This window comes from Labilibaculum sp., from assembly GCF_963664555.1.
In the GTDB taxonomy this organism is placed as follows: domain Bacteria; phylum Bacteroidota; class Bacteroidia; order Bacteroidales; family Marinifilaceae; genus Labilibaculum.
This window is the reverse complement of record NZ_OY761461.1, coordinates 2,098,106-2,121,845: the sequence shown is the minus strand read 5'-3', so window position 1 is coordinate 2,121,845 and position 23,740 is coordinate 2,098,106. Positions and strand designations below refer to the sequence as shown.

Annotated in this window: 23 protein-coding genes; 5 read left to right on the top strand and 18 right to left on the bottom strand. The window is 33.9% G+C overall.

The features are described from left to right. Window positions 1-128 precede the first annotated feature (128 nt). The 8 genes from glpK to ACKU4N_RS08330 form a co-directional block, all read right to left on the bottom strand. Complete coding sequence (gene glpK, locus ACKU4N_RS08365) at window positions 129-1,625, bottom strand: glycerol kinase GlpK (protein ID WP_321322389.1); 1,497 nt, start codon at window positions 1,623-1,625, stop codon at window positions 129-131. A gap of 31 nt (window positions 1,626-1,656) precedes the next feature. After that, window positions 1,657-2,010 carry a PadR family transcriptional regulator gene (locus ACKU4N_RS08360; RefSeq protein ID WP_101311822.1) on the bottom strand — a complete coding sequence of 118 codons (354 nt, stop codon included), beginning with the start codon at window positions 2,008-2,010 and terminating at the stop codon, window positions 1,657-1,659. Window positions 2,011-2,085: 75 nt separating this feature from the next. Continuing rightward, the gene (locus ACKU4N_RS08355) at window positions 2,086-4,281 is read right to left on the bottom strand and encodes a DUF748 domain-containing protein (protein ID WP_321322385.1); all 2,196 of its coding nucleotides are present in this window, start codon (window positions 4,279-4,281) and stop codon (window positions 2,086-2,088) included. A 132-nt stretch (window positions 4,282-4,413) separates the two neighbouring features. Continuing rightward, window positions 4,414-5,235: a mechanosensitive ion channel family protein gene (locus ACKU4N_RS08350; RefSeq protein ID WP_321322383.1), complete on the bottom strand. Its 822-nt coding sequence runs from the start codon at window positions 5,233-5,235 to the stop codon at window positions 4,414-4,416. Between the two features lie 373 nt (window positions 5,236-5,608). After that, entirely contained in the window at window positions 5,609-7,408 is a 1,800-nt protein-coding gene (locus tag ACKU4N_RS08345) for a DEAD/DEAH box helicase (RefSeq protein ID WP_321322382.1), read from the bottom strand. Window positions 7,409-7,581: 173 nt separating this feature from the next. Continuing rightward, complete coding sequence (locus ACKU4N_RS08340) at window positions 7,582-7,980, bottom strand: hypothetical protein (protein WP_321322380.1); 399 nt, start codon at window positions 7,978-7,980, stop codon at window positions 7,582-7,584. A gap of 41 nt (window positions 7,981-8,021) precedes the next feature. Beyond that, window positions 8,022-8,624, bottom strand: coding sequence for a class I SAM-dependent methyltransferase (locus ACKU4N_RS08335; protein WP_321322378.1), 603 nt, complete (start codon window positions 8,622-8,624; stop codon window positions 8,022-8,024). A 22-nt stretch (window positions 8,625-8,646) separates the two neighbouring features. Further along, entirely contained in the window at window positions 8,647-9,333 is a 687-nt protein-coding gene (locus ACKU4N_RS08330) for a GumC domain-containing protein (RefSeq protein ID WP_321322376.1), read from the bottom strand. Window positions 9,334-9,651: 318 nt separating this feature from the next. Between ACKU4N_RS08330 and ACKU4N_RS08325 the strand changes: the two genes are divergently transcribed. Beyond that, a complete protein-coding gene (locus ACKU4N_RS08325; RefSeq protein ID WP_321322374.1) occupies window positions 9,652-10,869 on the top strand; it encodes a carboxypeptidase-like regulatory domain-containing protein in 1,218 nt (405 codons plus the stop codon). Window positions 10,870-10,896: 27 nt separating this feature from the next. Here ACKU4N_RS08325 and ACKU4N_RS08320 read toward each other — a convergent pair whose 3' ends face one another. From ACKU4N_RS08320 to nusB, 8 genes are all read right to left on the bottom strand, one after another. After that, window positions 10,897-11,418, bottom strand: coding sequence for a GNAT family N-acetyltransferase (locus ACKU4N_RS08320; RefSeq protein WP_321322372.1), 522 nt, complete (start codon window positions 11,416-11,418; stop codon window positions 10,897-10,899). 120 nt (window positions 11,419-11,538) lie between these two features. Then, the gene (locus ACKU4N_RS08315) at window positions 11,539-11,952 is read right to left on the bottom strand and encodes a DUF5606 family protein (RefSeq protein WP_321322370.1); all 414 of its coding nucleotides are present in this window, start codon (window positions 11,950-11,952) and stop codon (window positions 11,539-11,541) included. Window positions 11,953-12,044: 92 nt separating this feature from the next. Beyond that, on the bottom strand, window positions 12,045-12,764 hold the full coding sequence (locus ACKU4N_RS08310) for a TerB family tellurite resistance protein (RefSeq protein ID WP_321322368.1): 720 nt from the start codon (window positions 12,762-12,764) through the stop codon (window positions 12,045-12,047). Window positions 12,765-12,882: 118 nt separating this feature from the next. Continuing rightward, a complete protein-coding gene (gene coaE / locus ACKU4N_RS08305) occupies window positions 12,883-13,476 on the bottom strand; it encodes a dephospho-CoA kinase (protein ID WP_321322366.1) in 594 nt (197 codons plus the stop codon). Window positions 13,477-13,519: 43 nt separating this feature from the next. After that, window positions 13,520-14,455: a YbbR-like domain-containing protein gene (locus ACKU4N_RS08300; protein ID WP_321322364.1), complete on the bottom strand. Its 936-nt coding sequence runs from the start codon at window positions 14,453-14,455 to the stop codon at window positions 13,520-13,522. A 126-nt stretch (window positions 14,456-14,581) separates the two neighbouring features. Beyond that, window positions 14,582-14,902: a preprotein translocase subunit YajC gene (yajC, locus tag ACKU4N_RS08295; RefSeq protein WP_321322362.1), complete on the bottom strand. Its 321-nt coding sequence runs from the start codon at window positions 14,900-14,902 to the stop codon at window positions 14,582-14,584. Between the two features lie 56 nt (window positions 14,903-14,958). Then, window positions 14,959-15,432 (bottom strand): DUF1573 domain-containing protein, encoded by a 474-nt coding sequence (locus tag ACKU4N_RS08290; RefSeq protein ID WP_321322360.1) that lies wholly within the window; start codon window positions 15,430-15,432, stop codon window positions 14,959-14,961. A gap of 128 nt (window positions 15,433-15,560) precedes the next feature. Continuing rightward, the gene (nusB, locus tag ACKU4N_RS08285; RefSeq protein ID WP_321322358.1) at window positions 15,561-16,508 is read right to left on the bottom strand and encodes a transcription antitermination factor NusB; all 948 of its coding nucleotides are present in this window, start codon (window positions 16,506-16,508) and stop codon (window positions 15,561-15,563) included. Window positions 16,509-16,793: 285 nt separating this feature from the next. On the opposite strand from nusB, the gene ACKU4N_RS08280 reads away from it, so the two are divergent. The 3 genes from ACKU4N_RS08280 to ACKU4N_RS08270 all read left to right on the top strand — a co-directional run bounded on the left by ACKU4N_RS08280 (window position 16,794) and on the right by ACKU4N_RS08270 (window position 20,251). Next, entirely contained in the window at window positions 16,794-17,189 is a 396-nt protein-coding gene (locus ACKU4N_RS08280) for a DUF3276 family protein (protein ID WP_321322356.1), read from the top strand. Between the two features lie 337 nt (window positions 17,190-17,526). Next, window positions 17,527-20,040, top strand: a complete 2,514-nt coding sequence (gene feoB / locus ACKU4N_RS08275) for a ferrous iron transport protein B (protein ID WP_321322355.1) — start codon at window positions 17,527-17,529, stop codon at window positions 20,038-20,040. Window positions 20,041-20,044: 4 nt separating this feature from the next. After that, complete coding sequence (locus ACKU4N_RS08270) at window positions 20,045-20,251, top strand: FeoB-associated Cys-rich membrane protein (RefSeq protein ID WP_407937237.1); 207 nt, start codon at window positions 20,045-20,047, stop codon at window positions 20,249-20,251. Between the two features lie 112 nt (window positions 20,252-20,363). Here ACKU4N_RS08270 and ACKU4N_RS08265 read toward each other — a convergent pair whose 3' ends face one another. Together ACKU4N_RS08265 and arcC are read right to left on the bottom strand one after the other, a co-directional pair. After that, window positions 20,364-21,365 (bottom strand): ornithine carbamoyltransferase, encoded by a 1,002-nt coding sequence (locus tag ACKU4N_RS08265; protein WP_321322353.1) that lies wholly within the window; start codon window positions 21,363-21,365, stop codon window positions 20,364-20,366. 64 nt (window positions 21,366-21,429) lie between these two features. Beyond that, window positions 21,430-22,410: a carbamate kinase gene (gene arcC / locus ACKU4N_RS08260; RefSeq protein ID WP_321322352.1), complete on the bottom strand. Its 981-nt coding sequence runs from the start codon at window positions 22,408-22,410 to the stop codon at window positions 21,430-21,432. A 560-nt stretch (window positions 22,411-22,970) separates the two neighbouring features. Here arcC and ACKU4N_RS08255 point away from each other — a divergent pair. Then, window positions 22,971-23,651 carry a hypothetical protein gene (locus ACKU4N_RS08255; protein WP_321322349.1) on the top strand — a complete coding sequence of 227 codons (681 nt, stop codon included), beginning with the start codon at window positions 22,971-22,973 and terminating at the stop codon, window positions 23,649-23,651. The last annotated feature ends 89 nt before the right edge of the window (window positions 23,652-23,740 follow it).

Below are 23,740 nucleotides of genomic sequence, written 5' to 3'. Positions count from 1 at the left end.
TAAAAAAGACTTCCAAAAACAAATAAGCAGTATAAGGCAGTTTAATCTCAAAAAAACAAAAGATCATGAAAAAGAGGATGTCTACTTTGTTATGAGACATCCTCTTTCTTTATAAAAAATAGATTTTTTTATTCATCAGAATCGATCCAATTTAAGGAACGACTTACTGCCTTGTCCCAATATTTTTTATGATGAGCTACAGTGTCTTTTTCCATTAAAACATTAAATTCCTTTGCTATCTTCCAATGTTCTCTTATTTCATCTGTATCTTTCCAGAAGCCAACTCCCAATCCTGCCAAATAGGCTGCTCCCAATGCTGCAATCTCCTTAATTCTAGATTGAACCACAGGAATATCATAAAAATCAGCCTGATATTGAAGTAAGGTATTATTCACCATAGTCCCTCCTGCTCTGAGTTGTTTAAATTTCATCCCCGAGTCAGCTTCCATTGCTTTCAATACATCTGATGATCTGTGAGCAATCGATTCTAATGAAGCCCGGGCAATATGACCAATACTAGTTCCCATATTCAATCCCCAAAATGTTCCTCTGGCGTATTGATCCCAATAAGGTGCTCCTAATCCAGTAAAAGCAGGTACAATATACACCCCACCATTATCCTTTTCGGTAAGAGCAAGAATTTCAATTTCCTCGGTGGAGTGAATTAAACCCAAACCATCGCGGAGCCACTGAACCACCGCACCACCAATAAATACACTTCCTTCAAGTGCATAAGTAACCTTGTCTCCAATACTCCAGGCAATTGTCGTAATCAGGTCGTTTTTTGATTCAACCGGCTGATCTCCGGTATTCATTAAAATAAAACAACCCGTATTGTATGTATTTTTCACCATTCCCTTCTCAAAACAAACCTGTCCAAACAAAGCAGCCTGCTGATCTCCACAAATTCCGGAGATTGGTATATCAGTCCCAAACATCGATCTTTTTGTACTTCCGTACACTTCACTGGATGAGCATACTTTTGGCAGTAGTGATGCTGGAATGTTCATGATATCCAAAATCTCCTGATCCCATTCCAATTTATGGATATTATAAAGCATTGTACGACTTGCATTAGACACATCTGTAACATGCTTTTCTCCTTTTGTAAGCTTCCAAATTAACCAACTATCTACGGTACCAAAAGCCAGTTCACCTCTTTCTGCTCTTTCTCTTGCTCCTTCAACATTATCAAGAAGCCATTTTATTTTTGTTGCGGAAAAGAAAGCATCAAGAATTAAACCCGTCTTTGCTTTTATCAAGGAAGCGTAACCTCGTTTCTTCAATTCATCACAAATATGAGAAGTACGTTTATCCTGCCAAACAATAGCATTGTAAATAGGCTGACCAGTTTCCTTATCCCAAATAATAGTAGTTTCCCTTTGGTTCGTAATACCTATACCTGCAATATCTGCTCCGGTCAGGCCCGCTTTTTCCAAAACCTCTTCTGCAACTGATGCCTGAGAATACCAAATCTCCTTGGCATCCTGTTCAATCCAGCCGGGCTTAGGATAGTATTGTTCATATTCTTTTTGAACCAAAGAAACAATTTCTCCATCCTTATTAAATATTATTGCTTTCGACACTGAGGTTCCTTGATCCAAGGACAAAATATACTTCTTCATCACCTACTAATTATATGATTTCTCTGGTTATTTAAACACTTTCTTTGATCCTCTCAATCGAAAGGTTTAAAGCATCAACATATTCTCTCATCACCATTAGATGAGCAGTTCCTTCTTCGGTAAGTTTATAATACTTTCGTGGAATACCTGTATCCATTTCGGCCCATTCAGAGGTAACCAATTTTTCTTTCTTCAATCGATTCAAAAGGGGATAAATAGTTCCCTCAGCAATTTCGAGTGATGTAAATTGATTCATCTCACTAATCAGCTCGTATCCATAACATGGCCTAGACCTTAATAGCAGCAAAATAATATATTCCAGAAGTCCCTTTTTAAATTGAGACTTCCACTTCGTTATAAAATATAAATTTATTTCTTCATTCATGGTTTAACAAACATATAAAAAAACACCTGGTTTTACAAGATACTATGCATCAGGATTATTATTCGTATTAAATTTTTATTGTAACGAGACTTCAATTCGAAAATTTGGAGAACGTTGTTCCTCAGACAAATTTCTTAAATCAGCTTTTTTCATTTCAAATGAGTTAACACCTACCAATAAGCTATTTATCAGGTAATCTGAAACCATATTATTTCTTTTATCATAAAGCTTCTCGAATAAAATGCTTATTTCCTGTTCTCCAATTACAGCAACACAATTGTCTTGAATTGATTGTTCCGCATTCGACCGATCCTGATTAAAAATATAAGTTCTAAATTCCGGACTGTTATTTGCCCATTCCATTAATTGAAGATTCGGTATAATCATCTCCTCCATAGCTGCTGATTGAAAAAAACGATCTGCACATTCTCTTACGGCAAGCAGAATCTTTTCTTCACCAATATTTGTTTCCTGTGAAAATAGAAATTTTAAATCCGATTTTTTCTTCAGTATGCCTGCAATTGTTTCCAATGTATTTTTTTGTGCAATATCCAAACTATCCTGTAAAAAATGAAATGGTATTTTTTCAATACTCTCAGGATTTGCTCCAACTAAATTACCCAATAACCCAAAAGGTTTACCAGCAGTTTTCACCAAAAAATTCATGAATGTCTTCCATATAATTTTCCCTATTCTAAATTCCGGATCTTTTGGATTTCCCGATACAGGCAAATCGAATTTAATAAGATCATCTTTATCCTTTAATAGATACAAAGCCAAACGAACAGGAGCTTTAATTGTATTTGGATCACTGGTTTTATTCCCAAATTCAAATTCGGAAATTTTTATTTTATTCAAATTATCCAATGCAATTGCCGTCAAATCAATATTACAAGTGTAATTAAGCTCTCCCTGAGTAATTGGCCTGGCAATATAAAACTCTGTATAGGGCGAAAAACTCATTAAATCAAGCCTTTCAATCTTTCCACGTAAGTTAAATTTATAAACGTCTTTCAAACTAAAAGATGCCAAGCCTGAAGATCTTCCTCCGCCATTCAAGTTCAATGAATAAACTACTGGTATTTTTAAACTTTCAGGATTAACTGTCCCTATATCCATCTGGATATCATTCAAATCGTAAACAAATTTTCGATTTAGTGTATGATCTGCAAATCTCACGACTCCTCTGCTAAGAGAAATTGTGTCAATCTGATAAAACAAAACAGATGCTGCATCTTCTTTAATTAGGTTATTTTCAGAAATTGAATCAGAGACCAACATAGGCTGAAAAATTTTTTCAAAACTACTGACCTCAGGATAGAGAGAGGCATACATCACCATAGAATCAATATCCACTGATCCTATTTTGTAATAAGCTGATCCAATATGAAGAGAATCTAAACTAACTTTAGTCGATTTTGCTGCAATAAAAGGGTTTCCGTCTGCATCACTTACCGAAAAATCATTTAATGTCGTATTTCCTTTAATGCATACATCCATGAAATCATTCATACTACCATCGATAACAATTTGAGTATCTAGATCTCCTTCCAATTTTGAAACAAGCATATAGTCTTTTAAATAGGCAACAAAAGGAGTAACATCAAGTGATTTTACTCCTAAATTAATAACGTATCGTTGGCTGGAATGGTCAACATCTGCATTAATATGTACATCACCAGTTTTTCCCATTGAAAAATTAACACCCATCTCTGATTTGTCATTATTCCATGCGATTAAAGGCAACTCAATATTAATATCCTTAAGATCAATATTGTTGTCTTTTTCAAAGTCAAGGTAATTGACGTGCCCGTTTTTAATTTTAATATTACGAATTTCAAACTTTACAAGCTCCTTGTCCTCTTTTGTATTAGTGCTATCAATAGCATGCAAACTATCTTCTTTTATCAGATCATCAAAATTAAATTCTTCTAATTTTTTTATTACCGATACATTCAATCCATCTAAATAGATTTCACTCACAGCATACTCTCCAGACAATAATTTCCATGGGTTAATGTTCACATACAACTCTTCGAAAGAAACAAAATTGCTATTTCCATCCAATTCGTATAATTTAAATCCTTTTACCCGTGCCGAAACCTTGGCATAATTAAAATGGAGTTCTGAAATTTCAATTTTACGACCAATCACTTCCTCCGAATTCTTATTCACCCAATATTTAACAATTGCAGACAGCATTAAAAAGATAAAAAACAGCACAAAAACAATTGTGCATATTATTATTTTGCCTTTTGTAAGTTTCATCATAATAATTTTAAAATTTCCAAAACAAAAATAGAAAATACATTTCGTGTTATTACATCAATTCCTACTTATCTGATATCGGTTAATAAAAAAAGGGAGGCAAAAACCTCCCTTTTTTGTGTCATTTTTAATTTTTTAATGATTATACACGTGAATATCCCTTTGTGGAAAAGGAATTCCTACATTATTTTTGTCGAATTCCTTCTTTACCGTTTCTTGCATATAAAAGAAAACTGTCCAGTAATCAGCTGCATTTACCCATGCTCTTACGGTAAAATTAACAGAACTGTCTGCCAACTCCGAAACTGCGATAAAATGAGCCGGATCTTTAAGTACACATTCATGATTAGCCAACAATCCGTTAAGAATCTCTTTTGCCTTATCAATATCGTCAGAATAACCAATTCCAAATTTCATATCAACTCTTCGAGTTGCTTGAGTGGAATAATTAATCATAGAACCAGTAGATAAACCTCCGTTTGGAATAATAATGGTTTTATTATCAAAAGAAAGCATTATTGTATTAAAAAGTTGAATTTCCTGAACAACTCCAGCGTACCCCTGAGCTTCCAACACATCACCAACCTTAAATGGCTTGAAAATTAAAATCATTACTCCACCTGCAAAATTCTGTAAAGTACCTGATAAAGCCATACCAACCGCCAAACCTGCAGCTCCTAAAATTGCAATAAATGAGGTCATCTGAACACCAACCATTCCCACTACGGAAATAAACAACATAACTTTCAGAAGGACTCCAAATAAACTTACAATAAAAGGTTTCAAAGTAGCATCCATATCCCTCTTGTCCATCACCTTAGCAATGCCTTTTACAATTGCTTTAATAATCCATAATCCAATTACTAAAGTTACTAAAGCCAATAATAATTTCGGGGCGTACTCCATTGCCATCGTAAACAATTGATCCGATTTACCAAATACAACATCCATATCCATTTTCTAAATATATTAAGTGATTATTTAATTCCCAATTCAAATTGTACAATTCTGTTTAAAGCTCTTCCTTCAGCTACGGCATCTGTTATTGTAAATTTAAAACCTCCAGCCGGAATTCACTCAACCAAGATGCCTTTTCCGGTTAAAAATCTCTTGCTTGTATTGTTTTCATTTTTTAAGACAATACACAAGCTTACTATAATACATTGTGTAAAACAGTTTAATTCGAATAAAATTAAATAAAATTAACAGAATATAAAATACATATTTGATCAAAACATTGCCTTTTTATTTATACTTGAGGTTAAATATTTTAATAAGATTCATATTTAAAATCCCTGCCCAAAAAATTAACTGCAAAAAAAAAGGAAGCTTACGCTTCCCTTTTTTTTCTTTCCGAATATCTCGGACTATCATTTGTTTTCCTTTTTCTATCTCTAAAAGATTCTTTTTTGTTTCCACCGCGATCGGATCCTCCACGACTTCTATCAGAACCAGATCTGTCAGATCTCTCTCCTCTTGGTCTGCCTTTTCTATGACTATCACTACCACCACTCATTGGTCGGTCTCCTGATACTTCAATACGGATACTTCTACCCCCCACAACAGCTCCGGCAAAACCTTTTACAATATCATTAGTAAACTCTTTTTCCACATCAAAGAAAGAGAACACACCTTTTAAATCTACTCTACCAATATTTTTCCCTCTAACACCACATTGTTTGTGAATTAAAGTTAATAAACGAGGAACATCAATTCCATCTTTTATACCAATATTAATAAACATGCGATCTTCATTGCTATCACTACTCTCACTTGCTCTTTGAGCTCTTTTTTGAGTAGATGATTTCATATTCAAATCAGGAGTATTTTTATAATAATCCATAAAACGGTTAAACTCCAGAGATACAAATTTCTTAATGATATCTTCTCTGCTTAATTCGCTTAATTCACCGTTAATAGCTTCAAAATATGTTTCGATATTATTCTCTTCAATATCTACCTCTTTAATACGATTCATAAAGTGAAGCAATTGTCTTTCGCAAACCTCTTCACCAACAGGAACCTTCACCTGAGCAAATTCGACATTTAATTTTTTGGAAAGATCTCTTACTTTTCTCTCATCGCGAGGAGTAATTAAGGCAATTGAAATTCCTGATCTACCTGCTCTGGCCGTACGTCCACTTCTATGCGTGTAAAATTCCAACTCATCAGGTAAGTTGTAATGAATTACATGAGTAAGATCATCAACATCAATACCTCGGGCAGCAACATCAGTTGCCACTAAAAGCTGAAGAGTTTTATTTTTAAAGCTTCTCATCACTTTATCGCGTTGAACCTGCGAAAGATCACCATGCAAAGCGTCAGCTGAATATCCGTCTTTCATTAATAATTCGGCCACTTCCTGTGTTTCCTTTCGGGTACGACAAAAAATAATTCCGAATATATCCGGGTAATAATCAACTACTCTTTTCAAAACGTTATATCGATCACGATTATTCAATAAATAATACTGATGCTCAATATTTACATTCGAAGTGTTCGCTTTCCCTACTGTAACTTCAACAGGGTCTGTCATGTAGTTTTTAGCAATTCGTCGAACTTCTGCAGGCATAGTTGCTGAAAACAACCATGTTAACTTGTCTTCTGAAGTAGAAGATAGAATTACGTCAATATCCTCTTTAAATCCCATGTTAAGCATTTCATCTGCTTCATCAAGAATTAAGTATTCAATTTTAGATAGATCTACTGCTTTACGTCTAATCATATCAAGTAGACGGCCAGGAGTAGCAACAATAACATGTGCTCCTCTTCTTAATTTCCGGATTTGATCATCAATGCTGGCACCGCCATAAACGTTTACAACATTAAGATTCAAAATATTTTTAGAAAATAATCTTAAATCGTCTGCAATTTGGATTCCCAATTCCCTTGTAGGGGATAGAATCAAAGCTTGTGGTAGTTTTACGTCTTGTTCGATTAGTTCGAGCAAAGGTAAACCATAAGCCGCCGTTTTCCCAGTTCCAGTTTGAGCCAAACCAACGAAATCCGATCTTCCTTCCAATAGTACAGGAATTGCCTTTTCTTGGATAGGTGTTGGATTTACGAAGCCTAACTCTTTGATAGCTCCTAGGATAGCCTCAGAAAGGCCAAGATTTTCAAATGAATTCATTCTATAAAATTTATGAGCCGCAAAGGTACGAATTTAATAATGAACTAAGCCATCTTTTTTAGTATTATCTACAGGAGAAAATAATAGCAGGCAAACTGGAAAGGAATAACTTGGTTTGTAGTGAAAACCAAAATCTTAAAAAAGCAGATAACTCAAAATTTTCAGCATTACTTTCAATTTCTTACAAGCATAAAAACCACTTCTGATTTTATTATTGAAGGAAGTTGTATTTTTCTGAGCTCTAAACTTCTTAGCCAACCTTCCATTTCGTTCTCTTTTAAGCTATAAAGAACCTCACGAAACTCATCAATTTGGTCGTCGTTAAAATCATTCTCTTCAAAGCTCTTATATGCGTCTAATTCTTCGTCCTCGTAATAGATAATTTCCTCAGACATCCTGTTGATCAAATCGGTTTCGCAAATCTCATGAGCGCCACAACACTCTTCTATTGGCTCTACAGAAATTTCACGATTCTCATCCCCATCATTTTTCGATTTCCAACGCTGTCCTAAATAGGTGGTTAAAAATGCAATTCCTGCAATCCCCAAAAGTGCTATCAATAAAACTTCCATGAGTGCAAAGCTAAATATTCACAGTTAATTAATCAAGATATCTAGATATTCTTTTTATTTCCAAGAAATCGTACCACCATTGCCTTCCCATTGTGCAAATTGCCTTCTGAAAGATCGATTTCAACCTCCTCCAAAAGGAGGATATCAAATTCTTCAAAATCCCTTTTAATTTCTGATAAATCATAGAGTAGATCTTCATTTTGCGGTCCGCCTGATTTTCGTCCCAACTGATTTTTCGAAAAAACCTCCATTAGAACCATCCCACCCGGTTTCACTGAATCAGCAACAAAACGATGAGCCCCAGTTCTTTCCCGCGAGGGCAAATGCAAATAAAGAAGAGCTGCAACATCATATTTTTGCTCAATTGAAGGATGATCTAAAATACTTTCGGTATAGATATTCACATCGACCTTTTGCTCTTCAAAAAATCTTATGGCGTTATCCACAGCTTCCTTACTGTAATCAAAAGCATCAACCTTCCATCCTATACGAGAAGCATAAGCAGCATTCCGCCCCTCTCCTTCACCTGGCAATAATAACCTGCCGGAACTAAGAAGAGACAATTGTGCTGCGAAAAATAAGTTTGCCTTTTCGCCATAAATATATTTAGATTCGGCATAACGTTTGTCCCACATCTCCTTCATAAGTAGTTTATTTTAAAAAAGCTTATTTAGCAATTGCTTTCTCGTATTCTTTCTTATACAATTTAACTTGATTGGTCAATTTTTCAATTTCGGCTTCATTCTCACTTTTAAGCTTTCTTAACCAGCTCAGCTTTCCATCCTTCTCAACAATTTCTGCCTTTAAGGTTTCAATTTCCTTATTTTTTATTACAATCAAATCACTGTTCTTTTGTATTTCATTTGAAAGCTTCTTCTTTTCCCAATCAGCATCTATTCCTGCCTTTTTCAAATCTTGATTCAACTTACCTGATTCTAATTTTAACTCATCAATTTGCTTTAACAAACCAGAAATCTTCACATTATTTTCTTCATTCAGATTCAGAGCAGAATTGTATTTATCCAATGTTTCCATCAAACGAACCTTAAGCTCTGTAGTGTCAGAAGCAAGTCCCATTAATTCGGTACTTAAATCATCAATTTCCGTATTTTTCATGGCATTACTCTCCGACATACTATTCTTCATTTCATTGTACTCAGCCAAGGTTTGATCTAACTTTGAGTTTAGTTCAGTAATACACTTGCCTTTTTTTGAATTTTCATTATCAAGAGCAACAACTTTGGCATCACTTCGACGTTTTGCATATTCTAATTCTTCATATTTTTTCTTAGAGACAACGCAGGATAAAAGAAAAAATGGAAGCATCGACAGGACAAAAAATTGTTTTTTCATAGGATCACTATTTGTTAATTGATTTAGTGTACCAAAACCAAATTGGTCAGGTCATAATATTAGTATAAATGTAAACGAAGATATTTCTAATTCGACAAAAATTAAACTCATATCATAAAAATTAACATTTTTTATCATGAAAACCAGCTCTTTTTCTTTTCTAAATCTATCATAAACATATCTTTGTAATAATTATCAATTCTTATTTGAATAAATAAGTGAAAATATTATCAACAATTCCTTTTGTGGCAAGAGAATTGATAGCTTTCTTGTGACTTAAATTTTTATTTATCTAAAATCAGCAAACCCATTTTACTTATGCAAAAATACATTATACTTCTCATGACTCTCTTTACCCTGTCTTTTTCCACAATAGCACAGAAAGATAACAATGAAGAAAAGTTAATCCGGATTGTAGGCAAATTAACTAATGACATGAACAATGAACCAATTCCTTTTGCTAACATTGGAGTTCTCGGTTCATATATAGGTGCCGCATCTAACATGAATGGCGTTTTCGAACTTAAAATACCCGGCAGTTTAGCCGACAAAACCTTACAGGCTTCTGCCGTTGGTTATTCCACATTTTCAAATAGCGTGAGGAATTGTATACAAGAAGATACATTGCTGATAAAATTAACACCTAAAAATTATAGCATTGCCGAAGTTGAGGTAACTGCACAGTCATTAGTTCTGAAAAAAAGAATCAAAACTGCGATTGAAAGAATTCCGGAAAATTATCTGCAAACACCTTTCAATTACGATGTTTATTATCGCTCCGAAAAATTTGAAAACAGCCAATTAAATCGTCTTCGTGAAGCGGCAATTCGTATTTACGACGACAAAGGGTATCAACGTGCAGATGCCTATCAGGTATTTAAAGAGCGTGGCTATAAGTTTTTACAAGTACGAAAGAATTTTGAGACTTCATCGCTTGCCGACGGGTCGACCTATTTAGACGAATTATTGGAAATGGACATTGTACGTGGCCGAGGAAATATACTAAACGGCAATCATTTAGATTTTTACGATTTAAATCTCGAACAAATTACGGAATACGAAAATGACTCAATCTGGGTGATCGCTTACAAGAGCAAACGGCCAATACTTAGCAATACTGGTGATTACTATGCCAAAGAATATTCGGGTAAAATTTACATTAAAATAAAGGACTTCGCTGTAATTAAAAATGAAACTCATGTTGTTGCCAGCAATTACTCGCCACAGGGGAGAAACTTTTACGTTAATGAAGAACGACAAAATTGGAAACCTCTGCGTATAGAATATGATTTTAGTGTTACCTACAAGAAACATTTGGATAGATATTACTTAAGCTATGTGAATTACAAACGTCATCACAAAGTGGAAGACAAAAAATCTAAAAAAACTACAACAATAGATATCAACACTGAGATGCTGATAACCCAAATTAATACCGATAAACCAGAAATAATAGAGAAAAGAGCCTATTATGAGAATATGCCTTACGATAAAAGATTCTGGGAAAGTTACAACATCATTTTTGATGGGAAATAAAAAAGAGGCTTAGGCCTCTTTCTTTTTTTATCTTCGAACTATGGCAAAAATCAATTGATCCAAATAATTGCCTTTCTTATAAACAGCACTCTTTAAAACAGCTTCCTGCACAAAACCAGCTTTTTCTAAAACTTTTACTGATCCTATATTCCCTTCAAAAACATTTGCATATAATCTCACAATATCCATGTTCAAAAATGCATAATTTACGGTTTCTTTTACCACCTGTGTCATGATCCCTTTGTTCCAATATTTTTGTCCAATCCAATACCCCAGCTCTGCCGATTTACAAAAGACATCTTCCTGTTGCTCCACACCAACACAACCAACCACTTCTTTATTCACTTCAATTGCCATAAAATATCCTTTAGCTCCATGATTTACAAAATGAATCCAACGTTGAGCATCCCTAAGGGTATAAGGATATGGAAAACTGTCCTTTAAAAAACGGGATACATCCAAATCATTTGCATATTTTACAAGATCCTCTTCATCTCCAAATTTCCACTTCCTTAAAAAAACACAACTTTTATCAATTTCTGCTGTCATATAAACCTCCATTTTCGATGTCAACTTACAAGTTCGTTAAAAAACCTTTGCTGAGCATTAAATACGAGCAAAAAAAAACTGCCCATTAAATGGACAGTTTCTTAAATAACATAGAAGATTTTACTCTTCCTCTTTAATTTCCTCTACTGTTTCTTCAATATCCAATAAATTATTTTCTTGTAGAATATTGTACCACTGAAAAACTTTTTTCATGTCAGAAACATATACACGATCTTCATCGTAATTCGGCAACACCTCAGCCATGTAAGCTTTCAATTCATTTCCTGAAGCTTTGTGACTTATAGCCTGCCCACCATTTTCTTTATCCTTAATACTTTTAAAAACAACAGCTAATTGAACATCTCCTTCATCTGTAAAAATAGCAATATCTTCTAAAGCACTAATTTTAGAAGACGCATAAGCTGCCATACGCTTTTTATCAATCAAAGACTCAACAATCAGAGCATTCTTTGAGTTAGATACCATTTTAAAAAGACCTGAATGTCCTGCAATGGCCAATATTCCTTTCAACATATTTTCGTTTTTATATTTGGAAGCACAAATTTATAATTCAATTGTAGTAAAAAAAATAATTTTGCAAAAAAACACCTTAGAATTAATCCAGATTACGCAAAGCCTCTTTCTTTTTTGATCTTTTCAAATGCTTCACTCAACTTCTGAAACTTCTCTTTTGCAGCCTCCTGCACATCCTCACCCAAGTAACTCACTTTATCAGGATGGTATTTAGTTGCCATTTTTCGATAAGCCTTCTTAACCTCGGCATCAGAAGCATCCCGTGTTAAATCGAGTATCTTATAACTTGATTCAGTGGATTGAAAAAACATAGACTTAATTGAGTTATAATCACCCGGCTGAATACCCAAATAGTAAGATATTTTATCAATAATATTTAATTCTGATTCAGAAACAGTTCCATCAGCCCGAGCAATTCCGAACAGGAAATGCATTAGCTGCAATCTGGAGGAATAATCAAGATTGTGATGAATTTGCTGACAAACCTCTTCTATCGGTATACTTTGTTTTAGAATGTCACGGAGCACGGTAATTGCTTCACCAGCTCTGCCAGCACCAAAACTTTTTACTAAATATCCTTTTACGTAATCTAATTCTACCTTTAATACTTTTCCATCTGCTTTCATTACAGCAGCAACCAAAATAAGTAAGCTCATTAAAAAATCACCTTGCCTTGTAGCTCCTCTCACATGACCTTTCTCAATTTCAACTGTATCGATTGCCGATCCCAACATAAATCCCAATACTCCACCAATCGGTCCTAAAAAGGCCCAACCCAATCCGCCAGCAATCCATCTTCCGTATTTTCCCATTTTTTGGTACAAAATTATTTTACAATCCTAGTTTTCTTCAAACAAAGAAAACAAAAGATCACTTAATTAGAAATCGCACTTCTAAAAAAGCGATTCTATTAACAAAGTTTAACAAAATTTATTTCGTGACTAAAGACCTTATTTGTTTGTCTATCCGATCAATCTGAGGAAGAATTAACTCTGTATTGTTGTAAATTACAAAATCAGCTTTTTCAATTCTTATCGATTCCGGGAGCTGACTTCTCATTCTCTCCATAATCAGCTCTCTACTGATCAAATCTCGTTGGATGACTCTTTGAATCCTGATTTCCTCTTCTGCTGCAACTGTAATTATCTTATCAAAACTCTTGTATAAACCACTATCAAAAATGATAGCCGATTCTTGTATTACATAGGGCTTTTTAGAATATTGTTCACACCATCTTATAAAATCGTTTCTTACAGCAGGATGAACAATCGAATTAATATCTTTTAATGCTTCAGAATCATTAAATATAATTTCCGCAAGTAATTTTCGGTTCAAATTAAAATTGGAATCGTAAATCTGATCCCCAAAACGTGAAACCAATGAACTTCGAAGCCCTGCATCTGAGATCATTAATTTTTTTGCCTCTACATCAGCAATGTAAACAGGCACTCCCATCATTTCAAATGCCCTTCCAACAATTGATTTTCCAGATCCGATTCCTCCTGTTAAGCCAATCTTTAACATTATTGAAACATTTTTATAATTCTTTTTTTTAAGATCAACTGTTTTATTGGAATGATTTCTTCTCTTTCAAATAAGTAACTTCCTGTGGATAAAAACGAACATTTGTTACAAAGCCTGGACTGCGCAATAACTGTATCTTTAACTTGTTGCTTCCCTCATCTGAAGTATGATTATAATCCACTCTCACATCAAATAAATCAACAGAAACCTTATCATGCTTTTTAAATCCAACAAAATAAGACACAGTAACATCTCCAGGAAACAACCTAAGCAATAAAGAATCAGGAAGATTATTCACTTTGATAGGAACAGTAACTTTCTCTTCCGTAAATTGTTCGACAGGAACCGTGATTTCAATTTTCCTTTGATCAAACTCAAGACCTTCAATCTGTTTTAAACTAACGTTCTTTTTAACTGTTTTATTCAGATTAGTTAAAATGAGCTTCTCTGTCTCTACAAAATAAATACTATCCAAAATTGAATTAGGCCCTTTCACAACCATACTGTCATATTCCAGAGAAATTTCTCCATCCAACATATATTGCTGTTCAAAGCTACTCGACACATTACTTTTAATTGGAACCTTCTTTTCTACAATCGGAGAAAACTCAAATCGAATTGTATCAGGCGAAATACTTATCAATTTAATACTTGAAGAAAGATCTTTCTCAAATCGATTCATAATTTGCGAAGTTGCAAGAGACAAACTTTGAAGAGTACTGTTTTTTAGTCGATTGTCGGTATAAAAGCCAACATCGAATGGATTGGAAAGAAAAGCTGAACTTAGTTCATAACGAATCAAATCGAAGCCCTTCGCATTCACTTTTAAAGAAAATTGCCCGGGCAGTTTATTGGTAAGAACCTTATTTTGGGGCAAGTTAATGTATCGTACCGGGTAATTTACCTCGGTAGTATATTCCTTATTCAGAGCATTTAAAAACCAAAATATTGTAGCAATCCCAACAAAAAAAACATACACGAGCAGTTTTTTGTTCGAAGCAATTTTTTCTGTATTAAAAAGCTCCTTTATCCTTTTAAGATCTGGAATACCCAATGTCTGGAAAATTTAGAAAAAGACTGTGCTCATAGAGCACAGTCTAAACTATTATTTTTGAGCAACGTCACTCATATCTTTAACTACTGCAGCTTTGTCAATTTTCAACCGGTTTTGTCCTTCAACTTCCATAATAATTACAGTTTCCTGAATTTCAAGAACTTTACCATAAATACCACCTGTTGTTACAACCTTATCTCCTTTTTTCAAATCATCACGAAACTTTTTCAATTCCTTCTGCTTTTTCATTTGCGGACGGATCATGAAAAAATAGAATACCACTACAATTAGAACTAGAGGTACAAATTGCATGATAGGGTTTTGTCCCTCTTGAGGTTGTGTCATCAATAAGATGTTCAATAAATTATCCATTTCAATCCTGAATTTTAAGGCCAAAGGCCATATTAATTATACAAATACTAATTATTCTATTCCACTTGTGCTGTGATAATTAACTCTTTTGTTCCAGATAAAGTATTACAAAAAACAGTAATCACCTTGTATTGTTTTCCGTATCTTCCCTCTGAATTGAACTCCACAGTTATATGTGACTCTTCACCGACTTTCACCGGCTTTTTCTCCCATCTCACTGCAGTACAGCCACAACTTGTTTCAACATTCTTAATTACTAAATCTTTCGACCCAATATTCTTGAAAAAGAAATCACAAACAACGATTTCGCCTTCTGAAATCACTCCAAATTTATGTATTTCTTTAGTAAACTCAAACTTAGGAAAACCATTCGGCGGAATAATTTTCTCAGAAGCTTTTCCTTCAATCAATTTACCATCAAATTTACCTGTTTTATTTGAAGTGCATTGTATTAAAAATGGAAACAGCATCACCACAAACAGTATATTATAAAGAAATTTGATGGTTTGAGAATGAGTTTTTTTATTCATTAATTGTTCAAACGTTTTGGTTCCCGAATGTAGTGAATTTTAATGGAAGTATATTTGCTTCCCTTAATAAATAAAAAATGCGCATTGCCAAAAGGCGAGCGCATTTCAAATTATATTCTTTGGGATGATTACCCCTCTATTAAACCCCTGCCCGCTTTTTTAACAGTTCCATTTGATTTCAGCTCCTGAACCATTTTATCCAGAATTCCATTAATGAAATTACTGCTGTTTGCAGTACTGTAAAACTTGGCAATCTCAAGATATTCGTTAAAACTCACTTTAACAGGAACACTTGTGAACTCCTTTATTTCAGTAAGGGCCAGCTCCATGATCAAAATATCCATATATGCTATACGCTCCAAATCCCAATTTTTGGTATTTGCCTTTATCAATTCCAGATGTTCAGTATGATTGATAATCGCCTTACGGAACAATGTTTTCATAAAATCCTCATCATCGCGATCCTTATACAAAGACATTAAAGAAGTATAAGTATCATCAGTTTCAGAAAATCCTTTTATTGTTCTCACAACCATACTGATAATAAACTCAATTTCATCATTCCAATAGATGCTTTTCTCTTCCATTACGCTGTAAAAATCCTCATCTGCAGCAATAATATGAGTAAAAAACTTCTCCACAAATTTCTTATCAGAAGCATAAGTGCTCTCTGGGAAAGACATATACTCACGGTACAAATCTGAATTAATCAATTTGTCATGTAAAATTCGAACGTAATCCTCTTGATCGCTCCAATTTACGGTGTGCGAATTAGAATAACTATTCAACTGAATATTATCTGCCAACTGCCTGATTACGGCATTATTAATAAATTTTGTGTTGGGATTTAAATCCTCATGAGATGGAATAATTTTGCCTCTTGAATTTTCAATTTTCTTTTCAGAAATAAAAGCAACATCCACAATAAGTAGAAGTAAATAATGATACAAATCGTAAGCTTTTCCGACACTAAAGAATAATTCCTTTTCGGCCTTAGCTATTGTGCGATCTTGATTTTTATAATAGGCATACAAAATTTGTAATACCTTAACACGAAGCAATCTTCTACTAATCATACGTTTAAAGAACTTGTCAATTACATTAATTCGGCTGCAAAAATAGGCTTTTTTTACTTGTTAACAAGAAAAAACCAACAAATAAGATAAAATAATTAAACCTCCCAACAAAATAACTTTACATATTAAAAATATGTAAAAAAGCACACATCCCCTGAAAAGGTTTGCATACTCATTTTAAATAACCACATTTTCCTCAATAAAATACATATTCATAATAAATAGTAAGTATATTTTTTTATTTTTGAGTGTATAAAATCAAAATAAATAACAAATTATTTTCAGATGGAAGGTTACGATAAAAAGGAAGGATTTGAAAAACATAATCGAGACGAAATTTATTCTAATGCGGTAAGAGCGGGGAAAAGAACTTATTTTTTTGATGTTAAAGCAACAAAGAAAAACGACTATTACTTAACAATCACCGAAAGTAAAAAACGTTATGACAAAGAAGGAAATTTCACCTTCGAAAAGCATAAAATATTTTTATACAAAGAAGATTTCGATAAATTTGCAGATGGACTTTTAGAGGCAATTGATTTTATCAGATCGTCAAATGTGGAAAATGAAACTGACGAAGAAACTTATTCCCATTCACAATACCATGAACCAGCAACAGTTCTTGAAGGATTTGAGTCAGAATCCTTTACCAATATAGAATTTGAAGATTTAACGGAATAATAGTTGCATATATGTTATTTGTAAAAGCTGTCCTTTCTGACAGCTTTTTTTTGCTCTTATTCAATTCCCAGTGATACAAAAGCAAGTCAAAAAATCTCTGTTTCTCCAAAACATTTACTTTTGCTTAAATTTATATTTAATTTTGCCGATATGATTAATTATTACACATCCCAATTAAAGACAGTGAATTAAAAAGTTTAAAATACCTACTATTAGGGATTGCAAGTCACCTATTTTTCCTATACGTTTGACATGCTATTAATTAAGCACAAGAATTAAATTACAATCAAGTTGCAATGATCAGATGCCAAATGGCATCATCCATTAATAAATAAGAATGAAGCTTTCCGAATTATCTGATAGTCAAGAAGGAATTATAATAAAAGTTCAGGGTCACGGTGCCTTTCGAAAGAGAATTACCGAAATGGGCTTTGTAAAGGGCAAGAAGGTTACCGTTATCAAAAATGCTCCTTTAAAAGATCCTGTGGAATATCAAATAATGGGTTATGAAGTTTCCCTTAGAAGAAGTGAAGCATCTTTAATTGAAGTGATCACAAAAGAAGAGGCTAAAAACATTAAGGCAAATGGATTTGAAGGAACTATTAGTGATGACATTCTAAAAACTTCCGCAAAAGAAAAAGGAAAAAAAATCCACATTGCTTTGGTTGGAAATCCAAACTCGGGTAAAACCACTCTGTTCAATTATGCCTCCGGATCAAAAGAGCACGTTGGTAATTACAGCGGAGTAACCGTAGACGCCAAACAAGCCAAAGTAAAACAAAATGGCTACCATTTTAACATTACTGATCTTCCGGGAACCTATTCATTAACGGCCTACTCTCCCGAAGAATTATTTGTTCGCAAATACATTATGAATGAAAAACCAGATGTGGTAATTAACGTTGTTGACGCATCAAATCTGGAAAGAAACTTATACCTAACTACGCAGTTAATTGACATGGATATAAAGGTGATTATTGCCTTAAACATGTATGATGAACTGGAAAAAAAAGGTGCTGTTCTTAATTTCAAATCTCTTGCGAAAATGCTTGGCATTCCAATTATTCCAACCGTTAGCCCAAAAGGAACTGGCATAAAAGAGCTTTTCAACAAGGTAATTAATGTGTACGAAGACAAAGATCCAATTGTACGTCACATTCATGTAAACTATGGTAAATCGGTTGAAAGATCAATCGCTAAAATACAACATGAAATAAAAAAGGATCCTAAAATCTGCACAAAAGCCTCTCCTAGATTCCTGGCTATTAAACTTTTGGAAGGTGATAAAAGTGCTCGTCACCTGGTGCAAGATAGTGACCAGCATTTCAATATCAAGAACATCGCAAAAAACGAAATTCAAAAAATTGAAAAAGAATTTTGCGAAGTTTGTGAAACCGTAATTACCGATTCAAAGTATGGATTTATTGATGGTGCACTAAAGGAAACGTACAAAGAGAGTCCAATTAAACGAAGACGGAAAACCACAATAATAGATACGTTTATCACTCATAAACTTTTTAGTTTTCCCATTTTTTTCGTATTCATGTTTTTGACATTTTACGCCACCTTCAATTTGGGTGAATACCCCATGCAATGGATTGATATGGGCGTAAATGCCTTTGCAGGATTAATTGAACAATTTATGCCCGAAGGTCCGTTAAAGGATTTATTTATAGACGGAATAATTGGTGGTGTTGGTGGTGTTATTGTATTTCTACCAAATATTCTGATTTTATTCTTCTTTATATCCTTTATGGAAGACACCGGATATATGGCTAGAGCGGCCTTTATTATGGATAAATTAATGCATAAAATTGGCTTACATGGAAAATCATTTATTCCATTAATAATGGGATTTGGATGTAATGTACCAGCGTTAATGGCAACCAGAACCCTTGAAAACAGAAATGACAGGATACTAACCATGCTGATTACCCCGTTCATGTCATGCAGTGCAAGGCTTCCTATTTATATTTTAATAATCGGAACATTTTTCCCTGAACATGCAACTTTGGTTCTATTCGGAATTTATACTTTTGGTATAACTCTTGCGATTTTCTTTGCTAAAGTATTTAAAGCGAGCTTTTTCAAATCCAAAGAGGCTCCCTTTGTTATGGAATTACCTCCTTATCGTCTGCCAACTCTTAAATCGACCATAATTCACATGTGGCATAAAGGAGCTCAATACCTACAAAAAATGGGAGGCGTGATTCTTTTAGCTTCTATTCTGATTTGGGCTTTAGGGTATTTTCCCAGAGAAGTCAATTTCTCGAAAGATTACGATAAAATGATTGTGGAAACATCTCGAAATTTTGACACTCAGATTAACAACATTCAAAAATACAGTGAAAATGACACAAAAAAGCTACGATCAGAAAAAGAAATAGAAATTCAAAAAATTCAGAACCTTAAATTGGAGGAGAAGCAACAAAAATCTTACATCGGTCAAATCGGCCAATTTGTTGCTCCGGCATTACACCCTTTAGGATTCGATTGGAAAATGACCGTAAGCATTTTAACCGGCATCGCAGCTAAAGAAGTGGTGGTAAGCACAATGGGGGTTCTGTATCAGGAAGGAGAAGGTGCAAGCGAAACCAGTGAAGGATTAAGAACAAAATTGAAGGAACAAAAATTTGTTGGCAGTTATCGAACAGGCGAGAATGTTTTTTCCAGTTTATCGGCTCTATCATTCCTTATATTTATTCTGATCTATTTTCCATGTATAGCTGTAATCGTAACTATCGTTAAAGAAGCCAATTGGAAATGGGCAGCTTTTGTTGTGTTTTACACCACAGGATTAGCTTGGTTGGTTTCCTTTATTATTTACCAAACCGGCAATTTAATACTTTAAAATTATGAGCTTTCAATTAATATCAACTTATGCAATTGTGATTTTCGCATCGGGATATACTATATATCAGTTTGTGCGTTTATTCATAAAACAGAAATCGAGTTGTGGAGGCAGTTGTGGAGGCTGCAGTTTTAAAAATGAGCTAAAAAAACGTGGCATTTCGGGGAATCCAATTCTTAAAAACAAAAACTTTACATATATTAAAAATTAACAAATACAGAATGCCTTTATTTTAAACAAAAACAATACACATAAGAAAACATAACAACAAATAAAAAGGGTAGTCAAACAACTACCCTTTTCTTTTTATCTAAAAAGCTCAATTATGCTCCTAAAGTGGCAACCATTACTGCTTTAATTGTGTGCAAACGATTCTCAGCTTCATCAAATACAATAGATGCAGGAGATTCAAAAACCTCTTCTGTAACCTCAACACCATCCATACCAAACTTTTGGAAAACCTCTTCACCAACTTTTGTTTGTCTGTTGTGATATGCTGGTAAACAATGCATAAATTTACACTTATCGTTTCCAGTAGCTGTCATCAAATCAGCATTAATCTGATATGGCTTTAGAATACCAATTCTTTCTTCCCATACCTTATCGGGCTCACCCATCGATACCCAAACATCAGTATAAAGGAAATCACATCCTTTAACTCCCGCTTGTGCATCATCAGTAATTGAAATAACTGCACCAGTTTCTTTAGCAATCTCCATGCATTGAGCCACCAATTCTTCTTCTGGTTGAAGATTAGCCGGACCAACGATTCTTACATCCATACCCATTTTAGCTGCACCAACCATTAAAGAATTAGCCATATTATTACGAGCATCGCCTAAATATGCAAATGAAATTTGACTAAGCGGCTTGTCTGAATGCTCCATCATAGTTAAAAAATCAGCTAGTATTTGAGTTGGATGAAATTCATCTGTCAAGCCATTCCAAACAGGAACCCCCGCAAATTTACCTAACTCCTCTACAACAGCCTGTCCGTATCCGCGGTACTCAATACCATCATACATACGTCCCAAAACGCGGGCTGTATCAGCCATTGACTCTTTAACACCAATCTGAGAACCAGAAGGACCTAAATAAGTAACGTGTGCACCTTGATCGTAAGCGGCTGTTTCAAATGCACAACGAGTACGGGTTGAAGATTTTTCAAATATCAACGCAATATTCTTTCCCTTCATAGTCTGCACTTCTGTACCTGCATATTTTGCTCTCTTTAGATCTCTTGCAAGATCCAATAAATATTGCATTTCCTTTGGAGTAAAATCCAACAACTTCAAAAAGTTTCTGTTTCTTAAATTAAAAGCCATGGTATGTATTTTTTAAAAATTACAATCACAAAAGTAATTATAATCTGATATTAATAATAGTTAATTAAAAATTATGCTCTACGTCGTTTATATCGTACTCCATTGTTATTTTGGTTCCGTAAGACTTATCTACCAATTTAGTTGCTTCAGTTATCACTGATTTACCTCCTCCATTTTCAATAAAACTTAAACATGCACGGATCTTTGGAGCCATAGATCCTTCTGCGAAAGTACCATCTTCCATATATTTCATTGTATCGGCATGATTCAAGAACTCAAGCTTTTTCTCATTTGGCCCCCTAAAATCATGATAAACAAAAGAAACATCAGTAAGAATATAAAATTCATCAGCTTTAATTCGGGCTCCAATCAATGCCGAAGCAAGATCTTTATCAATTACAGCCTCAACCGGACAAAGGTTGCCATTTTCATCTTCAGAAACCGGAATACCACCACCACCAACAGTAATTACGATATTTCCCTGACGAGCTAAGTTTTCAATTACCTTTTCATTCAATACCCGAATTGGTTTTGGCGAAGGCACAACACGTCTCCATCCTCCATCTGTTTTCACCTCTTCCTTAAAAATCCATCCTTTCTCAGCACTTAATTCATCAGCCTGCGCTTTGGTATAAATTTTACCAACACGCTTTAAAGGATTTGCAAATGCCGGATCATTCCTATCAACAACAACCTGAGTCACCAAGGTCACCACATCTTTCTCGATACCATTTTGCTTTAATACATTACGCAAATTTCTCTCAATCATATAACCAATTCCGCCCTGAGAATCAGCCACATCAATATCTAAAGGCATCTGGGGAATATTGTAAAGCTGCTCACCGGCATCGTTTCTCATTAAGATATTACCTACCTGAGGGCCATTACCATGAGCAATAATAACATCATACCCTTCCTTTACAAGAAAAATAAGATTTTCAAGAGTATCAATTGTATTCTGAGTCTGCTCCTCAACAGTCCCTTTTTGATTCCCCCTCAACAAGGCATTTCCACCTAATGCTATAACTGCTAATTTATTTTTCATTACTTTTCCATTTATGTTTTTCTTTTCACAGTGCAAATCTAGAAAAAATTACAATAAAACAATGAAATACCTTTTCATTTATAATATTTTTCAACCCCTGTTTTTCAACACATTACACCACTTGTAAATTTACTGTTTAGTAATAAATTCTGTAAATACATGAAATTCAAAACGAACAATCTTAAAAAATACACTCGTTTGCAAAAGTCAATCTATTATTGTAGTTATGATAATTTAAATCCTCCCCCCTTCATTTTATCACAAATTTCCTGCCCAAATCTGTTTTGTGTAATAGTAAGGATTGCAACAGTCTTACTTATTTTTTAGTACAACCCCAATCAATTATTTGCGTATTACCCAAAAGTGGAATTTAATAGGCCCGAAATGTGATTTTCGTAAAAATATCCTGCAATTTCGTGTAAGATGCCAAAATTTAATATTGGATTCTCTAATGTTTTCATACTTTTAGAAAACTATTTATTGTATTCATGGATAGCTTTTAATTGTTGTGGCAACACATATCTGTTTCAATAAATATAAACTAACCAAAACATTATCCTATGAAGCAAGGATTATCAGTAATTCTAATTTTATTAATGACTTGGGGATGCAAAACAAAATCAGAAACTGAGAATAAAATTAGTGAAGGGATAATTACCTATAATGTTAGTTATTTTTCCTCGGAAAAAGACAACCCAATAATTGCTCTTTTACCAAATAAAGTAGAATTGCGCTTTAAGGATAATAATATATGTCTAATATCTGAAGGCTATCTTGGCTTTTTCAGCACAAAATTTCTTTCTAAATACAACAACCCAAACAGTAATATTTTACTAAAGGTATTGAGCAATAAGCTTAACTATGAATTTCCTAAAGATGAAGTTGCATTTGTATACAATCAACTACCTCCGGCAAAAATAGAATACAATGATTCCGCAAAGCTAATAGCTGGTTATGAATGTAAAAAAGCAACGGTTTTCATGGCCGATCAATCAAAAACTCAAATCAATCTTTACTACACTTCGGAAATTGGCCTAAAAGATCCCAACCGTAACACTCCATTGTACCAAATCCCGGGAGTACTTATGGAATTTGAAACTACTATGAATCAAGTAAAAGCAAAATTTACAGCACAATCAGTAAATCTAATTGCTGTTAGTGAAGACGATTTCAATATTCCTGAAGAATATGTCCTTTCTGATTTAAAGACATTAAAAAAATACATTGTCGATTTCAATTAATTAACATCTCGTTTTAAACTTATCTTTTCAGAAGCCGATATTCATGTGGTTTTAAATGCCATTTTTATTACTTTTACATAAATTCGTAC